Annotated in this window: 20 protein-coding genes; 8 read left to right on the plus strand and 12 right to left on the minus strand. The window is 62.1% G+C overall.

Annotated features, from left to right (window positions below; genetic code table 11):
• Positions 1 to 67 precede the first annotated feature (67 nt).
• Positions 68 to 1,297, plus strand: coding sequence for an acyl-CoA dehydrogenase (locus MOP87_RS08190; protein WP_027914679.1), 1,230 nt, complete (start codon positions 68 to 70; stop codon positions 1,295 to 1,297).
• Positions 1,298 to 1,320: 23 nt separating this feature from the next.
• Here MOP87_RS08190 and MOP87_RS08195 read toward each other — a convergent pair whose 3' ends face one another.
• Complete coding sequence (locus MOP87_RS08195) at positions 1,321 to 2,118, minus strand: OBAP family protein (protein WP_128610587.1); 798 nt, start codon at positions 2,116 to 2,118, stop codon at positions 1,321 to 1,323.
• 177 nt (positions 2,119 to 2,295) lie between these two features.
• On the opposite strand from MOP87_RS08195, the gene MOP87_RS08200 reads away from it, so the two are divergent.
• Together MOP87_RS08200 and MOP87_RS08205 are read left to right on the plus strand one after the other, a co-directional pair.
• Positions 2,296 to 2,664: a histone-like nucleoid-structuring protein, MvaT/MvaU family gene (locus MOP87_RS08200; protein WP_023536121.1), complete on the plus strand. Its 369-nt coding sequence runs from the start codon at positions 2,296 to 2,298 to the stop codon at positions 2,662 to 2,664.
• Positions 2,664 to 2,996, plus strand: a complete 333-nt coding sequence (locus MOP87_RS08205; protein ID WP_082693164.1) for a hypothetical protein — start codon at positions 2,664 to 2,666, stop codon at positions 2,994 to 2,996. Before MOP87_RS08200 ends, MOP87_RS08205 begins: the two co-directional genes overlap by 1 nt.
• On the opposite strand, the gene MOP87_RS08210 is transcribed toward MOP87_RS08205, so the two are convergent.
• The 7 genes from MOP87_RS08210 to ribBA all read right to left on the minus strand — a co-directional run bounded on the left by MOP87_RS08210 (position 2,947) and on the right by ribBA (position 10,836).
• Positions 2,947 to 3,981 carry a TerC family protein gene (locus MOP87_RS08210; protein WP_059183119.1) on the minus strand — a complete coding sequence of 345 codons (1,035 nt, stop codon included), beginning with the start codon at positions 3,979 to 3,981 and terminating at the stop codon, positions 2,947 to 2,949. The two genes, MOP87_RS08205 and MOP87_RS08210, sit on opposite strands and share 50 nt — an antisense overlap.
• A 198-nt stretch (positions 3,982 to 4,179) precedes the next feature.
• Entirely contained in the window at positions 4,180 to 5,487 is a 1,308-nt protein-coding gene (locus tag MOP87_RS08215) for a phosphate ABC transporter substrate-binding/OmpA family protein (RefSeq protein WP_059183118.1), read from the minus strand.
• A gap of 122 nt (positions 5,488 to 5,609) precedes the next feature.
• Positions 5,610 to 6,758, minus strand: coding sequence for an ABC transporter ATP-binding protein (locus MOP87_RS08220; protein ID WP_242810382.1), 1,149 nt, complete (start codon positions 6,756 to 6,758; stop codon positions 5,610 to 5,612).
• Between the two features lie 18 nt (positions 6,759 to 6,776).
• Positions 6,777 to 7,586, minus strand: coding sequence for an ABC transporter permease (locus MOP87_RS08225; RefSeq protein WP_023536057.1), 810 nt, complete (start codon positions 7,584 to 7,586; stop codon positions 6,777 to 6,779).
• Between the two features lie 5 nt (positions 7,587 to 7,591).
• Positions 7,592 to 8,509, minus strand: a complete 918-nt coding sequence (locus MOP87_RS08230) for an ABC transporter permease (protein WP_027914685.1) — start codon at positions 8,507 to 8,509, stop codon at positions 7,592 to 7,594.
• Positions 8,506 to 9,531, minus strand: coding sequence for an ABC transporter substrate-binding protein (locus MOP87_RS08235; protein WP_027914686.1), 1,026 nt, complete (start codon positions 9,529 to 9,531; stop codon positions 8,506 to 8,508). The genes MOP87_RS08230 and MOP87_RS08235 overlap by 4 nt, the downstream gene beginning before the upstream one ends.
• Positions 9,532 to 9,717: 186 nt before the next feature.
• Positions 9,718 to 10,836: a bifunctional 3,4-dihydroxy-2-butanone-4-phosphate synthase/GTP cyclohydrolase II gene (gene ribBA, locus MOP87_RS08240; RefSeq protein WP_242810383.1), complete on the minus strand. Its 1,119-nt coding sequence runs from the start codon at positions 10,834 to 10,836 to the stop codon at positions 9,718 to 9,720.
• A 76-nt stretch (positions 10,837 to 10,912) separates the two neighbouring features.
• Here ribBA and MOP87_RS08245 point away from each other — a divergent pair, with 76 nt between their 5' ends.
• From MOP87_RS08245 to MOP87_RS08265, 5 genes are all read left to right on the plus strand, one after another.
• The gene (locus tag MOP87_RS08245; RefSeq protein ID WP_242810384.1) at positions 10,913 to 11,206 is read left to right on the plus strand and encodes a DUF1330 domain-containing protein; all 294 of its coding nucleotides are present in this window, start codon (positions 10,913 to 10,915) and stop codon (positions 11,204 to 11,206) included.
• Positions 11,207 to 11,254: 48 nt separating this feature from the next.
• The gene (locus tag MOP87_RS08250) at positions 11,255 to 11,656 is read left to right on the plus strand and encodes a hypothetical protein (RefSeq protein WP_027914689.1); all 402 of its coding nucleotides are present in this window, start codon (positions 11,255 to 11,257) and stop codon (positions 11,654 to 11,656) included.
• Positions 11,657 to 11,790: 134 nt separating this feature from the next.
• Positions 11,791 to 12,012, plus strand: a complete 222-nt coding sequence (locus tag MOP87_RS08255; protein WP_028686977.1) for an MbtH family protein — start codon at positions 11,791 to 11,793, stop codon at positions 12,010 to 12,012.
• Positions 12,009 to 12,728 (plus strand): alpha/beta fold hydrolase, encoded by a 720-nt coding sequence (locus MOP87_RS08260; RefSeq protein WP_242810385.1) that lies wholly within the window; start codon positions 12,009 to 12,011, stop codon positions 12,726 to 12,728. Before MOP87_RS08255 ends, MOP87_RS08260 begins: the two co-directional genes overlap by 4 nt.
• A gap of 112 nt (positions 12,729 to 12,840) precedes the next feature.
• Positions 12,841 to 13,911: a DUF1615 domain-containing protein gene (locus MOP87_RS08265; RefSeq protein ID WP_165919251.1), complete on the plus strand. Its 1,071-nt coding sequence runs from the start codon at positions 12,841 to 12,843 to the stop codon at positions 13,909 to 13,911.
• Positions 13,912 to 13,974: 63 nt separating this feature from the next.
• On the opposite strand, the gene MOP87_RS08270 is transcribed toward MOP87_RS08265, so the two are convergent.
• The 4 genes from MOP87_RS08270 to MOP87_RS08285 are packed head-to-tail and all read right to left on the minus strand — an operon-like array spanning position 13,975 to position 17,379.
• The gene (locus MOP87_RS08270; RefSeq protein ID WP_028686980.1) at positions 13,975 to 14,838 is read right to left on the minus strand and encodes a zinc ABC transporter substrate-binding protein; all 864 of its coding nucleotides are present in this window, start codon (positions 14,836 to 14,838) and stop codon (positions 13,975 to 13,977) included.
• Positions 14,835 to 15,734 carry a metal ABC transporter permease gene (locus MOP87_RS08275; protein WP_058637323.1) on the minus strand — a complete coding sequence of 300 codons (900 nt, stop codon included), beginning with the start codon at positions 15,732 to 15,734 and terminating at the stop codon, positions 14,835 to 14,837. The genes MOP87_RS08270 and MOP87_RS08275 overlap by 4 nt, the downstream gene beginning before the upstream one ends.
• Positions 15,734 to 16,480 carry a metal ABC transporter ATP-binding protein gene (locus MOP87_RS08280; RefSeq protein WP_027914695.1) on the minus strand — a complete coding sequence of 249 codons (747 nt, stop codon included), beginning with the start codon at positions 16,478 to 16,480 and terminating at the stop codon, positions 15,734 to 15,736. Before MOP87_RS08280 ends, MOP87_RS08275 begins: the two co-directional genes overlap by 1 nt.
• On the minus strand, positions 16,477 to 17,379 hold the full coding sequence (locus MOP87_RS08285; RefSeq protein ID WP_027914696.1) for a metal ABC transporter substrate-binding protein: 903 nt from the start codon (positions 17,377 to 17,379) through the stop codon (positions 16,477 to 16,479). Before MOP87_RS08285 ends, MOP87_RS08280 begins: the two co-directional genes overlap by 4 nt.
• Between the last annotated feature and the right edge of the window lie 15 nt (positions 17,380 to 17,394).

Raw genomic sequence — 17,394 nt, forward strand, 5'->3', positions numbered from 1 at the left:
GACTAGGTGGATGACCCATGCCTGCCCTAGGCTTGCTTCATGTCATTCGACCCGAAGGAACCCGCCAATGGATTTCGCCTATTCGCCCAAGGTGCAAGCGCTGCGCGAGCGCGTGACTGCATTCATGGATACCTACGTCTATCCTGCCGAGTCCGTATTCGACCGCCAGGTGGCCGAAGGCGATCGTTGGCAGCCTACCGCCATCATGGAGTCGTTGAAGACCAAAGCGCGCGAGGAGGGCTTGTGGAACCTTTTTCTGCCTGAATCCGAATACGGTGCAGGGCTGACCAACCTGGAGTACGCCCCACTGGCAGAGATCATGGGCCGTTCATTGCTGGGCCCGGAGCCGTTCAACTGCTCGGCACCGGACACGGGAAACATGGAAGTGCTGGTGCGCTACGGCACGGCCGCGCAGAAGCAGCAGTGGCTGGAGCCTTTGCTGCGGGGCGAGATCCGCTCGGCATTCGCCATGACCGAGCCCGATGTGGCGTCCTCAGATGCCACCAATATGGCGGCCACAGCAGTGCGCGAAGGGGACCAATGGGTCATCAATGGCCGCAAGTGGTGGACCTCCGGCGCCTGTGACCCACGGTGCAAGGTGCTGATCTTCATGGGCCTGTCCAACCCGAACGGCCCGCGGCATCAACAACATTCGATGGTTCTGGTGCCGATGGATACCCCCGGTGTGAGGGTGCTCAGGCCTTTGCCGGTGTTTGGCTACGACGACGCCCCCCATGGCCATGCCGAGGTGGTGTTCGAAAATGTGCGGGTGCCATTGGAGAACGTGCTGCTTGGAGAAGGCAGGGGGTTCGAGATCGCCCAGGGCCGACTGGGGCCTGGGCGCATTCACCATTGCATGCGATCCATTGGCATGGCCGAACGGGCCCTTGAATTGATGTGCAAGCGCGCGGTTGGCCGGACTGCGTTCGGTCAGCCACTGGCGCGCCTGGGCGGCAATGTCGACAAGATTGCCGATTCGCGCATGGACATCGACATGGCACGACTGCTCACGCTCAAAGCGGCCTACATGATGGACACGGTGGGCAACAAGGTGGCCCGCAGCGAAATCGCCCAGATCAAGGTGGTAGCACCGAACGTGGCGCTGCGCGTGATCGATCGGGCGATCCAGTTGCACGGTGGCGCGGGGGTCAGCGCTGACTTTCCGTTGGCCTACATGTACGCCATGCAGCGCACGCTGCGCCTGGCCGACGGGCCCGATGAAGTACACCGGGCTGCGATCGGCAAGTACGAGATCGGCAAGCACCTGCCTGCGTCGGGTTCAGCGGCCCAACGCTGATTGCTGTGGTCACCCCGCCAGGCTCAACGGGCCGAACGGCTGTTGGTACCGGCAGGCGTAGTGGTGGCAGGTTTGTGCAGATGCGCGCCCGTAGGGTCATCCAACTGAATGACGACGCCTTTCTGCCAGCTGTCGGCGCCGGTGTCAGGCGTCGGAATGTCGATGTCAGCGCGCTGCTTGCGCGTCTGGGTGGTATCGATGCCCAGGCGACGATTGCGCTGCTCGACCATTGCAGGGTCTGCCTGACCGTCTGCCGTAAAGCCCATCATCAGTTGGGGCACGCCCATCGGCAGGGACTTGTCCTGGTCGGTATGCCAGGTATGCCACGTCTTGCCGTAGGTGGTGGCCAGGCGTTTCATCAAGGCATGCTCGGCAGGCGCAGGTATACCGGGCGCCACCAACTGGCCAGAGGACACTTCATAACCGTGGCTGTGCCACAGGGCTTTTTCCTTGTCGGGTAAACGGGCGAACAACTTCTGATCGATGATGTACTCCACGCCCATGATCTTGGCCGTGGCCGTGCTGCCATCGTAGATCACGCACTGAATGACGTCTTCGTTGAGGATCGCACAGTAATGATGCGCTTCCATTTGAATATCCGGATGGCCGTTATAGAAGTGAAAGCCGTCCAGGTAGGCATTGAGTGCCTCAATGGGTGGTTTGGACTGTAACAGCGCCGCGCCTTTTTCAAGCCATTGCGTCCCGGGTTTTATTGGGGCGCCGGGTGTGTGTACGGGTGATGCGGTTTTGGCACCTGAGCAACCGGCGAGCAGGGCGCTGGCGATACACAAGCCAAGAAGGCTGGGGAACGGGTTGGGCATGATTCAGTCTCCGCTGGGTGTGCGCAACAGACCGCTTGCAGGGCACTAACATTTTCTTTGACGGACAGACGGTAATGCGGTCTAGTTAGTCAAGCGGGTTGAACCAAGCGTATGTTCGACTGCACTAACAAGTTACTGAAGTTTTATTGCCCGTCGTACTGAAAAGGAAACGTCCCCATGTCTCGTCTTGCAGAGTTTCGACAACTGGAACAGAAATTGGCTGCCCAACTTGCAGAGCTGGAAGCCATGAAAGGTAGCCCTGAGCTGCAGAAAGAAATCGAGTTTGAAACCAAACTGCGAAATCTGCTGGCCAAGTACGAATACAGTTTGCGCGACATCGTCAACCTGCTCGATCCGAAAAACGGTCAACGTCCCGCTGCGCCTGCTGCGTCCCAGAAAGCGCCGCGTCGTGCTCGGCAAGTCAAGCAGTACAAGAACCCTCACACCGGTGAAGTCATCGAGACCAAAGGTGGCAATCACACCAAGCTCAAGGCATGGAAGGCAGAACACGGCGCAGATGAAGTGGAAAACTGGCTGGCCAAGTAATGCCTGCCCAGCGTTACCCCACGACCCCGGACGGCCGCTATTTCGTTGTCCGGGGGCGGTTGTGGCGCTGTACCGACCCCTCCCTGTCCGAGGCTGAGCGTCAGCACTGGGTGCATGCCCTGATGGACGCCCGCAGAGCTGTAAAGGACGCAAAAGCCAACAACGATCCCGATCAGTTAACCCGCGCCCGTGCCCAGGTTCAGACGGCAAAGGTGGCGCTGGGTGAGCGGGGCCCTGTCTGGTGGGCCGACGGGAGCCCGGACTTCAACCGGCGCATGGCGGTCAATACTCCTTATGCCCAGTGGTTCCAGTCGCTTGATCCGACTCAGTAATCGCAGCCTTGCCCTGACCACGGGTTTTTATCAGCGACACCAGCACACCGCCCAGCAGCAGTCCGAACGTGACACCCAACGACAAGAGGGCGGGCACCTTGCCAATCAAGCCGTGGTAGAAGATCTTGCAACCGATGAAGATCAGCACGAGCGCCAACGCATATTTCAGGTACACGAAACGGTGCATCAGTGCCGACAAGGCAAAGTAAAGCGAACGCAGGCCCAAGATGGCAAAGATATTGGATGTGTAGACGATGAAAGGGTCCTGAGTAATGGCGAATATTGCCGGAACACTGTCCACGGCAAAGACGAGGTCGGCCAGTTCAATCAAAACCAGCGCAAGGAACAGCGGCGTAGCGTGGCGCACAGCATGGCTGCCCTCGCTGGGCGTGATGTGCACGAAAAACTTCGAGCCGTGGATCTGATCGGTCACGCGCATGTGCCGCCGTACAAACTTCAGAATCGGATTGTTGGCCAGGTCCGGTTGGCTGCCTTCCTTGGACAGCGCCATCTTCACGCCGGTAAAAAGCAGGAAAGCGCCGAAGATATAAAGTACCCAGGCAAAGTTCTGCACCAGGGCCGCACCTACCCCGATCATGATGGCGCGCAACACCACCACACCGAGAATGCCCCAGAACAACACGCGGTGTTGGTACCGCCTGGGAACGGCGAAGTAGCTGAAGATCATCGCCATGACGAAGACATTGTCCATCGACAACGACTGCTCGACGAGAAACCCCGTGTAGAACTCCAGCGCCGGCTGCGCGCCCAGGTAGTACCAAACCCCAACGCCGAACAGCACGCCAACGCCAAAATAGCCCGAATACAGCAGCAGGCTTTCGCGCATTTCGATTTCACGGTCATGGCGATGCAGCACGCCCAGGTCGAGCACCAGCAAGCCGACGACGATGGCGACGAAGATCAGCCATAGCCAAGCGCTGGTGCCAAGAAAAGGTGTGGTGAGAAAGGTGTGCAGAGCTGTCATGAGCCCCTCCTGGTCGGTCGACGTTGCGTGGCAACAGTGATCCGACATGGCGGCTGGCAACCGTCAGAGGGGCCCGGTATCACTTAAGCTTGAGCGTAGATCCATTTGTGGGGCACGCCGAATGGGCAGCTGTTACATTTTTTTGCGAAGGGCTTTCGATGCGCTGACGGCTCAGGTCTTGGTGCAGTACTGCAAGCCTCAATAGACCCAGACCTCGACGCGACGGTTGCGCAATCGGCCTTGCTCCAGCTCGTTACCGGCCACCGGCATCAGGTCACCTAACCCCGCCACCTCCAGCACCTCGATACCCCCGCGCGCCAGCGCCTGGCGTACCGCCTCGCCGCGCAGGCGCGAGAGCAGGGCCGCGCGTCCCGGTGTGTCCTTGGGGTCGCCGAAGCCGACCAGCACAGCCTTGCGCTGCTGCTTGCTGGCCTGGTTCAGGTAATCGATGATCCGCTGCACATCCTGGATGGCCTTGCTGTCCAGGGCGGCACTGCCCGGTTGAAAGCGCAAATTCACGCTCAGCCGCTGGGCGTGCTCTACGAGGTCGCGATACCGGGCGGGCATGTCCGGAACAGGCACCACCCGCTGGGCCAAGACCTGTTGTGACACAAAGCCTTGTTCGGCCACGATGGCCTGACCAGCAGGGCTCTGGATGAAGTCGATCAATGCGGTGGCTTGAGGGCTTGAGGGAGTGGGCAGATACAGGAACAGGCGACGTGACAGGGGGTAGTTCTCGCTGGCCACCAAGGCGCGTTCGGGCAGCTGCGCCGCAGCGGTGCCTTCGGCCACTGCCAGCACCTTCGTCCCGTGTGTGGTCGAAAGGCCGGAGAATCCGATTGCCTGGCGATCACCTGCTACCTGGGCGGCCAGACGATCGCCGGCTTCGAAACGCGTGGCTGTCCGCGCCAGGTTGACCTGCCCAGGCGCCAGCACCCGTGCTTTGAACGTTTCGAACGTCCCGGAGCGTTCGTCCCTGGCGTACAGGTGGATGTCGCCACCGGCCACTCCCAGTTGCTCCCAGCGCTGTATCTGCCCGCTGAAAACCTGCGCAATTTGATCCAGGGACAACTCATGCAACGGGTTGGCAGGATTGACGAGGATGGCGACACCGTCCAATCCGATCACATGTTCGGCGGCAGGGGCCCGCAGGTCACCAAATGCCTGCAATTGCCGCGCTTCGCTGTCATTGATCGGACGTGAGGCGGCGACCAGATCGGCCTCGTTACGAGCCAAGGCAGAAAAGCCCGTGTTCGTACCATGTGCCGCGATGTCGACCCGAACGGCTACACCGTCGGCGCGGGTCGCCGTGATCACTGACTCATTGTCAGACTGACCGCGGTGAACCTGCACCTGGGTGGCGAGCTCAGCACGCAGTTGCGCCAGCACCAATGCCGGTAGCAGGGCGCTGCCAAGCGTGTTGGAGCCCTGGATGCGCAGAGGCACGGACTCGGCCCAGGCCATCACCGGTAGCATGGTCAACAGGAGGGCGAACAGGCGGGCCATGCCGATTGGACCTTTACGGTGGGAATGGCCTGAGCGTAAGACAGTGGCGTGATGGTGTGATGACAAGGCGGCCGTGCGCAGGCATTAGCGCACGGCCTGATACGTGGCGTCAGCTCCTCGGCTCAGTGAGCGCCGGCCGATTTGCTCAGGTCACTTTCTGCCCATTGGGTATAGATACACGCATCGGCCACGGCCCAGCGTACCTTGACGGTGTCGCCTGGCTGCATCGGCATGCCTGCCGCCGACAGCGCCTTGACCGTCAACGATGTACCGCCTGCTGTGACCACATGACAGGTTTGGCTTTCACCCAGGAACAACACCTCGCCGACCGTGGCGCTGACTTCATTCCAGCCCGCAGGCAGAGGTTGCTCGGCAGTTTGCTGAGCAGTCAGGGCCAGGGCCTTCTCGGGTCGCACCATGATCAGGGCATCCTGGTCCTGGCTCAGGCCTGGGGTCAGGCGGATGGCCACGCTCTGGCCTTCGAAGCTACCGGCGCCGTTGCCATTGGCCTTGATCCGCAGGAAGTTGGAGTTGCCCAGGAACGAGGCGACAAACGCGTTGGGCGGGTTCTGATACAAGTCGTAGCCACTGCCAAGGCCCACGATTTTGCCATGGCTGAAGATCGCGATGCGCTGGGACAGGCGCATGGCCTCTTCCTGGTCATGGGTGACGTAGACGATGGTAATGCCAAGACGCCGGTGCAGTTGGCGTAATTCGTCCTGCAGGTCTTCACGCAGCTTCTTGTCCAAGGCACCCAGCGGCTCGTCCATCAGCAGGATGCGCGGCTCGTAGACCAGCGCCCTGGCGATGGCCACGCGTTGCTGTTGCCCGCCAGACATCTGCGAGGGCTTGCGGTGCGCGAAGGGCTCCAGTTGCACCAGCTTGAGCATGGCATCGACACGCTTGCGTGTTTCAGCCGCACCCAGCTTGCGAATGGCCAGGGGGAAGCCGATGTTGTCGCGCACGTTCAGGTGCGGAAACAGCGAATAGCGCTGGAACACCATGCCGATGTCGCGCTTGTGCGGCGGCACGTTGACCAGCGATTGGCCCTCCACGAGTATCTGGCCGCTGCTGGGCGTCTCGAAGCCAGCCAGCATCGAAAGGGTGGTGGACTTGCCGGAGCCGCTGGAACCCAGGAAGGTCAGAAATTCGCCTTCCTGAATGTCCAGGTCCAGGTTGTCCACGGCGGTGAAGTCGCCGTAATGCTTGTTCAGGCCGCGCAGGCTGACCAGGGCCTTGCCACGCGCGTTGTCTTGGATCACTGCACTCATGGGTTAATCTCCGCGCGCTCAGGCGTTGGTTTCGGCACGCCGGCGCAGGGCGGCGGCAAGGAACATCACAAGCAGCGACAGACCGATCAGCAAGGTCGATGCCACGGCGATTACCGGGCTGAGGTCCTGGCGCAGGGTGGTCCACATCTTTACCGGCAGTGTCTGCAGGTCGGGGCTGGCCATCATCACGCTCAGCACCACTTCGTCCCAGGACACCAGAAACGCGAACAACCCGCCGGCGATCATCCCAGGCCGGATGGCCGGGAAAGTCACCTTGAAGATGGCCTGCAGGCGCGAGGCGCCGCAGATGACGGCGGCGTCTTCGATTGACTGGTCAAACAGCTTCAGGGAATTGATGATGGAGATGATGGTGAAGGGCAGGGCGACGATCACGTGGCTCACCACGAAGGCGAACAAAGTCCCGGTGTAGCCCAGCTTGAGGAACAAGGCGTATACCGCCACGGCGATGATCACCAGGGGCACGATCATGGGCATGGTGAACAAACCGTACAGCAGTTCGCGCCCCGGGAAGCGACCCCGTACCAGGGCAAAGGCCGTGGGCAGGCCCAGCAGCACTGCCGCAACGGTGGTGAGCACGGCGACCTTGAGGCTGGCCAGGGCCGCGTCCATCCACTCAGGGTTGGAGAAAAACTGCCCGTACCATTTGAACGTCCAGCCCGGCGGCGGAAACACCAGCCATTGGGATGAGCCGAACGACAGCAGCACGATGAAGACCACCGGCAGCAGCAGGAAGGCAGCAATCACGCCGGTGGTCAAGTACAGGCCGGTGCGAAGCGGCCGGCCCATGGCGTTGGGAGACAAGAGCATGTGGTTTACCTCGCAGTGCCAACCGGGGATTCCGGCTGCAGCTTCAGGTACAGGTAGAACAGCACCAGGGTGATGACCACCAGCAAGGCGGCTGCCGCGCTGGCCAGGCCCCAATTGAGGAACGACTGCACCTGCTGGATGATGAATTCAGGCAGCATCATGTTCTGCGCCCCGCCCAGTAGCGCCGGGGTGACGTAGTACCCCAGCGACATGACGAACACCATCAACGCCCCGGAGAACAGCCCCGACCGGCACAGCGGCAGAAACACTTTCCAGAAATTGGTCCACGGGCTGGCACCGCACACCGAGCCTGCCTGCAGCACCATCGGGTCGATGGCATGCATGGTTGCCTGCAGCGGCAGCACGATGAACGGGATCATGATGTAGCTCATGCCGATCACCACGCCTGTGAGGTTGTGCACCATCTCAAGTGGGCTATCGATGATGCCCATGGCCATCAGCATTTTGTTGATGACCCCCGAGCTTTGAAGCAGCACCAGCCAGGAGTAAGTGCGTGCGAGCAAGCTGGTCCACATCGACAGCAGTACGATGTTCAGCAGCCACCGGCCCCAGCCCTTGGGCACCAGCGTGATCGCCCAGGCCAGCGGAAAGCCCAGCAGTACGCTGATCAGCGTTACCAGCCCGGCCACCGAAAAGGTGTTGAACAACACCCGGGCATAGGCCGAGTTGGCGAACAGCTGTTCATAGTTGCCAAGGCCAGGCGTGGGCTCGAGCACGCCGCGCAGTAACAGGCCAACCAACGGTGCGAAGAAAAACAGGCCCAGGAACAGCAGGGCTGGCAGCAGGTTGCGGCTGCCCTTCCAGCGCTGGCTCAGGGAGGCGCGCCGTGGCCCGGCCCCTGGAGCACCGGTGCCCGAAGGGGCACCTTGGGCGTTATGCAGGGCATTGATCGCGACTTTCATTTGACCAGCCACTCATTCCAGCGGGCGGCAATGGCCTGGCCGTTCTTGGCCCAGTAGGCAAAGTCCAGGGTAACCTGATCCTGCGCATAGGCAGTCGGCAGGTTCGGGGCCAGGTCCTTGTCCAGCTTGGCGAGGCTGTCGGTATTGACCGGGGCGTAGGCCGTCTTGTTTGCAAACTCGGCCTGGCCTTCGGCGCTGCTGGCATTGGCCAGGAACTTCATGGCCGCATCCTTGTTCTTCGCGCCTTTGGGTACGACCAGGAAATCGGCCATGACCAGGTTCTGTTTCCAGCTCACCCCTACAGGCGCGCCGTCTTGTTGCAGGGCGTAGACGCGGCCATTCCAGAACTGGCCGAGGGAGGCTTCACCGGAGGCCAGCAGCTGTTGCGACTGCGCACCGCCGCCCCACCAGACGATGTCCTGCTTGATGGTGTCGAGCTTCTTGAAGGCGCGATCCAGGTCCAGCGGGTAGAGCTTGTCCGGTGCTACGCCATCGGCCAGCAGCGCCAGTTCCAGCACACCTGGGCTTGGCCATTTGTAGAGGGCGCGCTTGCCGGGGTAGGTCTTGGTGTCGAACAGCGCGGTCCAGTCGGTTGGCTTGCTGGCACCGAGCTTGCCTTCGTTGTAGCCGAGCACGAAGGAGAAGAAGAACGAACCCACGCCATGATCGGAAACGAAGCGCGGGTCAATCTTGTCGCGCTGGATCTGGGAAAAGTCCAGAGGTTCGAGCAGGCCTTCGCTGGCAGCACGCAGGGCAAAGTCAGCCTCGACGTCGACCACGTCCCACTGCACGTTACCGCTTTCGACCATGGCCTTGAGCTTGCCGTAGTCGGTCGGGCCGTCTTGCACCACCTTGATGCCAGTAGCCTTGCTGAACGGGGCTGCCCACGCTTGTTTCTGAGCATCCTGGGTCGTTCCACCCCAGCTTACGAAATTCAGGCTCTCAGCCGCCTGAGTGGCCTGGCAGGCCAATGTCAGGAGGCTGGCCGACAGCACTGCGGTTACACGTTTGCTCAACAGCATGATTACGCCCTCGTTGCTTTTTGTTATTCGAGGCAGGGCTTGTGGTGCGCCCGCCAACAGTATTCGGGGAGCAGCGGTAGACAAATTCAAGGTCTACGGAATGTCATATTATGGTATTCCAAACTTTTCGCAAGTAGCAGCAGGCTACCGGCCATCATTTGGTCGATGGCCATGCAGGCTGCGCGATCAGCCAGCCATTGGCTCGAACGGTACGCTCTGCACCACTTCCAGCTCGTAGCCCGCCAAGCCTGCATACTTCAAGGGCGGACCCAAATGACGAAGCTTGCCCACGCCCAAGTCTTGAAGTATCTGCGCACCAGTGCCGACCTCCGAATACACCTTCGACTGCCCGCGCCGGTAGGGGCGCTGGGGTTGGGTCAATTGCGGCACACGTTCGAGCAGCGCCTGGGAGGACTCATGGTTGGCCAGGATCACGACCACGCCTGCGCCTTCCTCAGCCACTTTCTGCAGTGCCGCCCACAACGTCCAGTTGGCCGGGCCCGCCCACTCGGCGCCGACCAGGTCGCGCAGCGGATCGATCACGTGCACCCTCACCAGCGTAGGCGTCTCTCGGCGCAGTTGGCCCATGACCATGGCCATGTGCACGCCGCCGTCGATACGGTCCTCATAGGTGACCAGGCGGAAGGTGCCATGCACCGTGGGCAGCTCACGCTCCCCGATGCGCTTGATGGTCTGCTCGGTGCTCAGCCGGTAGTGGATGAGGTCGGCAATGGTGCCGATCTTGATGCCGTGGCGGGCCGCGAAGGCTTCAAGCTCGGGCCGACGGGCCATGGTGCCGTCGTCGTTGAGCACCTCGACGATGACCGACGCCGGGCTCAAGCCTGCCAGGCGGGCCAGGTCACAGCCGGCCTCGGTGTGCCCTGCGCGGGTGAGAACACCGCCTTCGCGGGCGCGCAACGGGAAAATATGCCCAGGCTGCACCAGGTCTTCCGGGCGCGCATCGGCGGCCATGGCAGCTGCCACGGTGCGTGCGCGATCGGCGGCGGAGATGCCCGTGGTGACGCCGGTCGCGGCCTCGATCGAGACGGTGAAGGCGGTGCTGAACATGCTGCCATTGGCCGGAACCATCTGTTCCAGGCCCAGGCGCTGGCAGTGCTCATCCGTCAGCGTCAGGCAGATCAGGCCACGGGCTTGCTTGGCCATGAAGTTGATGGCCTGTGCGTCGCAGTATTCGGCGGCGATCAGCAGGTCGCCTTCGTTCTCACGATCTTCATCGTCCACCAACAAGACCATCTTGCCTTGCCGATAATCCTGGAGAATTTCATCGATGCTGTTGAAAGGCATGTCGAGTGCTCGTGCTGAGAGTTATTGTTTATGGTATACCATCATACACAAAAGCCCCCACGCAGGAGACAAGCGGATGAAGGCCTATTGGATTGCCCATGTGGATGTGACCGACCCGGTTCAATACCAGCAGTACACTCAGCGTGCCCCGGCAGCCTTCCAGGCCTACGGTGGGCGCTTTCTGGCCAGGGGAGGGCGCAGTGAGGCCTTGGAAGGGCGGCCTACGCCCCAACGCAGCGTGGTGATCGAGTTCGACTCCTATGACCAGGCCGTGGCCTGCTATCGATCCGACGTTTACCAGCAAGCCTGCGGCCTGCGCCAAGGTGCGGCGTGCGCCGAGGTGATCATCGTCGAGGGCGTCGCGCCATGACACCACCGGGCGTAGCACGGGTGCCGCAATCCTGGCTATGCTTGGGCAATGACCAACTCTGTACCATTGCGCCAACCTTGCCCGCCCGGTGCGTGCATCTGCGGTCGCGATCAGCTGGCCACCGAGTGCGAGCCTGCTCGGCGCATCCTGCTGCTGACCCGGCAGGAAGAAAAGCGCCTGCTCGAACGCCTGGAGAACCTTCAGGACATCGAGGATCTCTATCGTCTGCAACGTCGGCTATATGACAACCTGGGCATCCGGCTGCATATCGCACCGGGCCATCATGAAGTGCGCACCATGCGCGGGATCGTCATCGAGCTGGACGATCAGCCTGGGTTGTGCCGCAAGACGCGCCAGGCCATACCGGCGGCCATACGCAAGGGGCTCGAACGAAATCCGCAGGTTGCCTTCCGCCTGCTCGACACCCACGACCTGTTGCGCGATACCTGACCGAACCGGCCCCACATCCCCAGGCCGGCTCGGCATTGCCTGGTCGCCTAATTTTTTCCACTCCCTGCACGTCTACTTGAGAGTTCCCCTGCGCCGCGCGCGCAGTGGCAATCCCACTCAAGGAGGCAGGCAACATGACTTCAGTTTTCGACCGTGAAGACATCCAGTTCCAGGTCGTGGTCAACCACGAAGAACAGTATTCGATCTGGCCGGAATACAAGGCGATCCCCGAGGGCTGGCGGGCGGTGGGCAAAGCAGGGCTGAAAAAGGACTGCCTGGCCTACATCGATGAGGTGTGGACCGACATGCGTCCGCTCAGCCTGCGTCAGAAAATGGCTGAAGCTGGCGCACAGTGACGGTGATCAATCTCCTGTGCCTGCCGTATTCGGGGGCCAGTGCGATGGTGTACAGCCGGTGGCGCCGCGCGCTACCGGCGTGGTTGCAGGTTAGGCCAGTGGAATTGCCAGGCCGCGGCGCACGCATGGCCGAGGCGTTGCAGACCGACATGCAGGCGCTGGCCCGACAGCTGGCCCAGGAGCAGCGCCTGACGACCAGTACGCCTTATGCCTTGCTCGGCCACAGCCTGGGCGCGCTGCTGGCCTTCGAACTGGCCCATGAACTGCAGGCGCTTGGTTGCCAGCCACCGCTGGCGTTGTTCGCCTGCGGCACTGCTGCGCCTACCCGCCGGGAAGACTATGACGGCAGGCACTGGCGCGAGCCGAAGTCCGACACCGAGCTGATCGATGAATTGCGTGAGCTGCAAGGCACGCCAGAGCAGGTGCTTGCCAATGAAGAACTGATGAGCCTGACACTGCCGATCCTGCGCGCTGACTTTCTGCTGTGCGGGACCTACGCGTATCGCCAGCGGCCCGCGCTTCGCTGCCCGTTGCACGTACTGGGTGGCGAAGATGATCGGGCCAGCGACGAGCAGCTACGGGCCTGGCAGCACGAAACCCAGGGCTCGTTTTCGCTGCAGGTGTTCCCTGGCGGTCACTTCTTCATCCATGACCACGAGCCAGGCGTGCTGGCGGCATTGACCAGCGCCCTGGAACCGCTGCGCCTGACGGGTTGATTGACGTCTCGCCCAGGGTCGGCGAGGCTAGGGGCTTTGAACCTCCAGGACAGACCATGCTGATCGATCTCTCTGCGCGCCCGTTGGCAGGAGCCCACCTCTGAACGGGCGCATGCTGGCCGCAGCCGTTCTGGCCCTGGCCGTATTGCAAGGGTGTACGGGGCGCCGAGCGTCCGTACCCCAAGCCGACCCTGCGCAGGTGCACGCAGAGCTGATGCGGTTGTTGCCCGCCAAGGCTGGCGACCGGGCCGGCTGGGCCGCTGATATCCAGAAGGCGTTCCAGGCCCAAGGTATCGAGCCTTCAAAGCGAAACCTGTGCGCGGTACTGGCTGTGACCGAGCAGGAGTCCACCTTCAACGCCGACCCCCAGGTGCCCCAGCTGGGCCGTATCGCGCGCGAGGAAATCAATCGGCGGGCTGCCCGTGTGCATGTGCCTAGAATGCTGGTCGACGGCGCGCTGCAAACCCCGTCTGGCAATGGCAAGACCTACGCACAGCGCTTGCAGGCAGTGCGCACCGAGAAGCAATTGAGCGAACTGTATGATGAGGTGATCGCGCGGGTGCCATTGGGCCGTACCTTGCTGGGGGGGCTCAACCCGGTACATACCGGCGGCCCGATGCAGGTGAGCATCGACTTTGCCGAGAAACACGCGCAAGCCTATCCCTACGCACGCGAGGGTAGCGTGCGCCAGGAAGTGTTCACGCGCCGCGGTGGCCTGTATTTCGGGATTGCGCATCTATTGGGCTATCCCGCCAACTACGAGCGTCAGCTCTATCGGTTCGCTGACTTCAACGCTGGCTGGTACGCCAGCCGTAATGCGGCGTTTCAGGCGGCGCTCAGCCAGGTCACCGGGATAGATCTGGCGCTGGACGGTGACCTGATTGCGCCTGGGTCGATCATGCCCGGCACCACGGAAAGGGCAGCACGTCAGCTGGGTCGGCAGTTGGGCCTGCGCAACCCGCAGATTCGCAGTCAGCTGGAGCAGGGCACCGAACTGGATTTCGAAGAGACTCGGCTGTACCGGGAGGTGTTTGCCCTGGCCGATGCCAGGGCCGGCCGTGCATTGCCGCGGGCCGTGCTGCCGGGCATCGAGCTCAAGAGCCCGAAGATCACCCGCAAGCTGACCACTGCCTGGTTTGCCGAGCGGGTGGATGGGCGCTATGAGCAGTGTATGAGTCGTTGAGTAAGTGCGGGTCTGCTCTTCTTATTCGGCCCTTATGCTCCACACAGGTACTGCGCTACCCCTTCAGCCTTGGCCTAATGCCTCGACGATCAGATCAACGCTGCTCTTCAAGCCTGCCAGCGTGTCGTCGGTATCGCTCTGCACGACAACCAGCTTCGCGCCGCTGTCTTTGATGACCTGCGCCACGGCGGCCTCTGGTTGCCGATGATCCAGGACCAGGGCCACGTCCTGGTTTTTGAGGTTGTCGGCCAAGGCTTTGAGCGCAGCGGCATCCCATTCGGTGGGCAGCGGCTGGTCCACCAGGTCCAGGTTCAATCCGCTGGCCAAGTAACCCAGCCGCTCCGAAAGGCTGACGGTGGTCAGGTTTTCCACCTTGGCCAGACGCGTCTGGCTATCGGCGGCCAGCGCCAACACTTGCTGCTTGAAGCCGGCAAGGTTGGTTTTAATGCGTGCCTTGTCCGCAGGTGACAGCCGCTCCAGATCATTGGCCACGACATCGGCCATGCGGCCCAGGTTGGTGGGGCTGAGCCATGGGTAGCCGGCGTAGGCATCAGCCCCCGTCACGGCGATGCCTGGCAATGCACCATCGACGGGGCGAGCGGCGTCGATTTCCACGATGCGGATATTGCTGCGCCGCGCCACCGGATAAAGCGGATCGTCTCGCCAGATCGAACGCACGCCGATCACAGCGTCAGCCTGCTGGGCCGCCTTGTGCAGGCTGGCTTCGCCACGACCACTGAAATATGACGGCTGGCGGCTGGCGGGCAAATTCGCCGGCGCAGCGCGTTTGAGCTCAACCGAAGTGCCTTCGAGCAAGGTGTTGGCCAGGCTGTGGGTCACCGGCAGGGTGGTCAGCACCTGGGTGGCCGAGGCCAGGGACGGCAGGCTGGTAAGGGCGACGGCCAGACACAGGCGTTTGAGGTTCATGCCGGGTTTCCTTGCAGACGTGGGACGAGCGCGCGGGCCAGGGCGGCCAGGGCGAAGCAGAGGCCAGCGACCAGAATGATCGCGGCGCCGGACGGTACAGGCAGGTCGAAGACAATGGGCAGCAGAATGCCGAACAGGGTGCTCAGGGTAGCGATGAACACCGAGATGAAGAAAAAGCCTTTCAATGACTGGCTGACCAGGCGCGCGGCAGCCGCGGGGATGACCAGTAACGCGCCCACCAGAATCGCACCGATTACTTTGACCGCGGCCACCGTGACCAAGGTCACCAGCACCACGAACAGGTAGTCCAGGGTTTTGACCGCCACCCCGCGTACAGCAGCCAGTTGCGGATTGAAGCTGGCCAGCATGATGCGGTTGTACAGCGGCAGCGCCAAGGCCAGCACCAGCACGGCGACGATTCCCAACACGACCAGGTCCTGACCGCTGACGGTCAACACCGAACCGAACAGCACGTTTTCCAGAATGTGCACGTTGATCTTGCCGGCCAGCATCAGCAGCAGGCTGGCGCCCAGCGCCAATGACACCGACAGGAACACGCCAATCAGCGTGTCGGGCGACAAGCCGGTGCGATTGCGCAGGAAATTCAGCAGGATGCCGAACAGCAGGCAATAGCCGAACAGGCTGCCGTAGGGCCCAGTATAGGGTTCGCCCAACAGGATGCCGATGGCCACGCCAGTCAGCGCCGCGTGGCCGACCGCTTCGGAGAAGAAGGCAAAGCGCTTGACCACCACCAATGTGCCAAGGCCACCGAGCACCGGCCCGATCATCAACCCTGCCAGCAGCGCATTGACGACGAAGCCGTAGGCCAGCGCTTCGGGCAAGTAGCCTTGAACGGCCCACTGCTGCACCAGTTCACGGAAGGATTCGAAACTCATCAGGCAAGGCTCTCGCTGCGCGGATGGACGGAGAACAGCCCGAGCAGACGCTCAGGGGTGAGAGCCTGGGCAGGCGGTGCATCAAACAGCACGCGGCGGCTCAGGCCGGTTACCCGGTCAGCCAGCCGCAGCACGGCTTCAAGGTCATGCTCGATCCACAAGACAGTGGTGCCGGAGCGACGCCAGCTGGCCAGCAAGTGCTCGAACACACGAATACCCGCTTCGTCCAGTGCCGACATGGGTTCGTCCAGTACTAGTAGTTGCGGTTCGGGAATCAGCCCTTGCGCCAGTAGCACCCGCTGACGCTCACCGCCCGACAGTGCCCCCATGCGCCGCTTGCGCTTGTCGAGCATGCCGACGTGGGTCAGGGCCGCCTCGATGGCCGGCTGGACACGCTTGGACAACCCTAGGAAGGCGGGCTGGCGCTGGCACATGGCAGCCATGAAGTCGTCCACGGTCATGGGCAAGCCTCGGTCGAACTCCAGCGCCTGAGGGACGTAGCCGATCACCTCCCGCTCGCTGGGCCAGTGCATAGCCAATCGGCCCTGATGAGGCATCTGCCCCAGCAGTGTCTTGATCAGCGAGCTCTTGCCGCCCCCATTGGGTCCGACGATGGCATGCACCGAGCCGGCCGCGACGCTGAAACTGACCTGTTCGAGAATGCGCGTACGGCCCAGTTCGAGGTTGACCGCCTCGAACTCGATGCGAGGTCCACAAACCGGCAGCACCTGAGTGGCGGCGGTCATGCGCGGTTCTCCTCGATGGCGCGCACCACTGTGTCGAGGTTGCGCTTCATTTCGACCTCATACTTGTCCTTGGTGTATTCGCCGTAGGAAATATGCGTCAACGGGTACAAGCGCACGCCGGATTCACGCTGGATCGTTTCCACATAGGCCGAGGGGAAGTCCATTTCCGAGAAGATGACGCGCACATCCAGCGCTTTGAGTTGGTCGATGGTTTTCTTCAGCTGAGCGGGACTGGGCTCGATGCCATGGGCAGGCTCCACCACGGCGGTGACTTCCAGGCCAAAATCACGCACCAGATAATCGTAGGCAGCGTGGATCGTGGCCACCCGGAAGGTGGCACCAGGCGCTTGGCTCACCTTGGCCAAGGCCTCTGCACGCAGGGCACGCAGACGCTTGGCATAGGCCCGCGCATTTTGCGTGTAGAGTTTCGCGTTTTCCGGGTCCAGCTTGCCCAGCTCCCGGGCAATGTTATTGACCTGCGCAATGGTGGTGCTGATGGACAGGAATGTATGCGGATTGACGACCTTACCAGCGCCGCGTGCGGCAATGCCGGTTGCCGCGAGCAGAGGCACGTTCTGGTTCGATTCGATGGTGGCGATGTTCGGTTTTTCGCTGGCCGCGATCATGCGGTCGGCGAAGTCGTCATGACCGACGCCGTTGAGCACGACCACATCGAGCGTGCCGATGCGCTTGATGTCCTCGGCGCGAGGCTCGTAGGCATGCGGGTTGAAGCCAGCCGGAATCAACGGCACCACCTCGGCTTTGTCGCCAACGATGTTGCTCACATAGCTGTAGTAAGGGTGCAGGGTGATGCCGATACGCAGCGGTTTGCCGGCGTCGGCCAGGGCAAAGGCGGGTAGGGCGCAGGCCAGGAGCAGGGCGAGGGCGGAGCGAAGCATGGAACATTCCTTTGG

Source organism: Pseudomonas sp. I3-I5 (assembly GCF_022699445.1).
Classification (GTDB): Bacteria; Pseudomonadota; Gammaproteobacteria; order Pseudomonadales; family Pseudomonadaceae; genus Aquipseudomonas; species Aquipseudomonas fulva.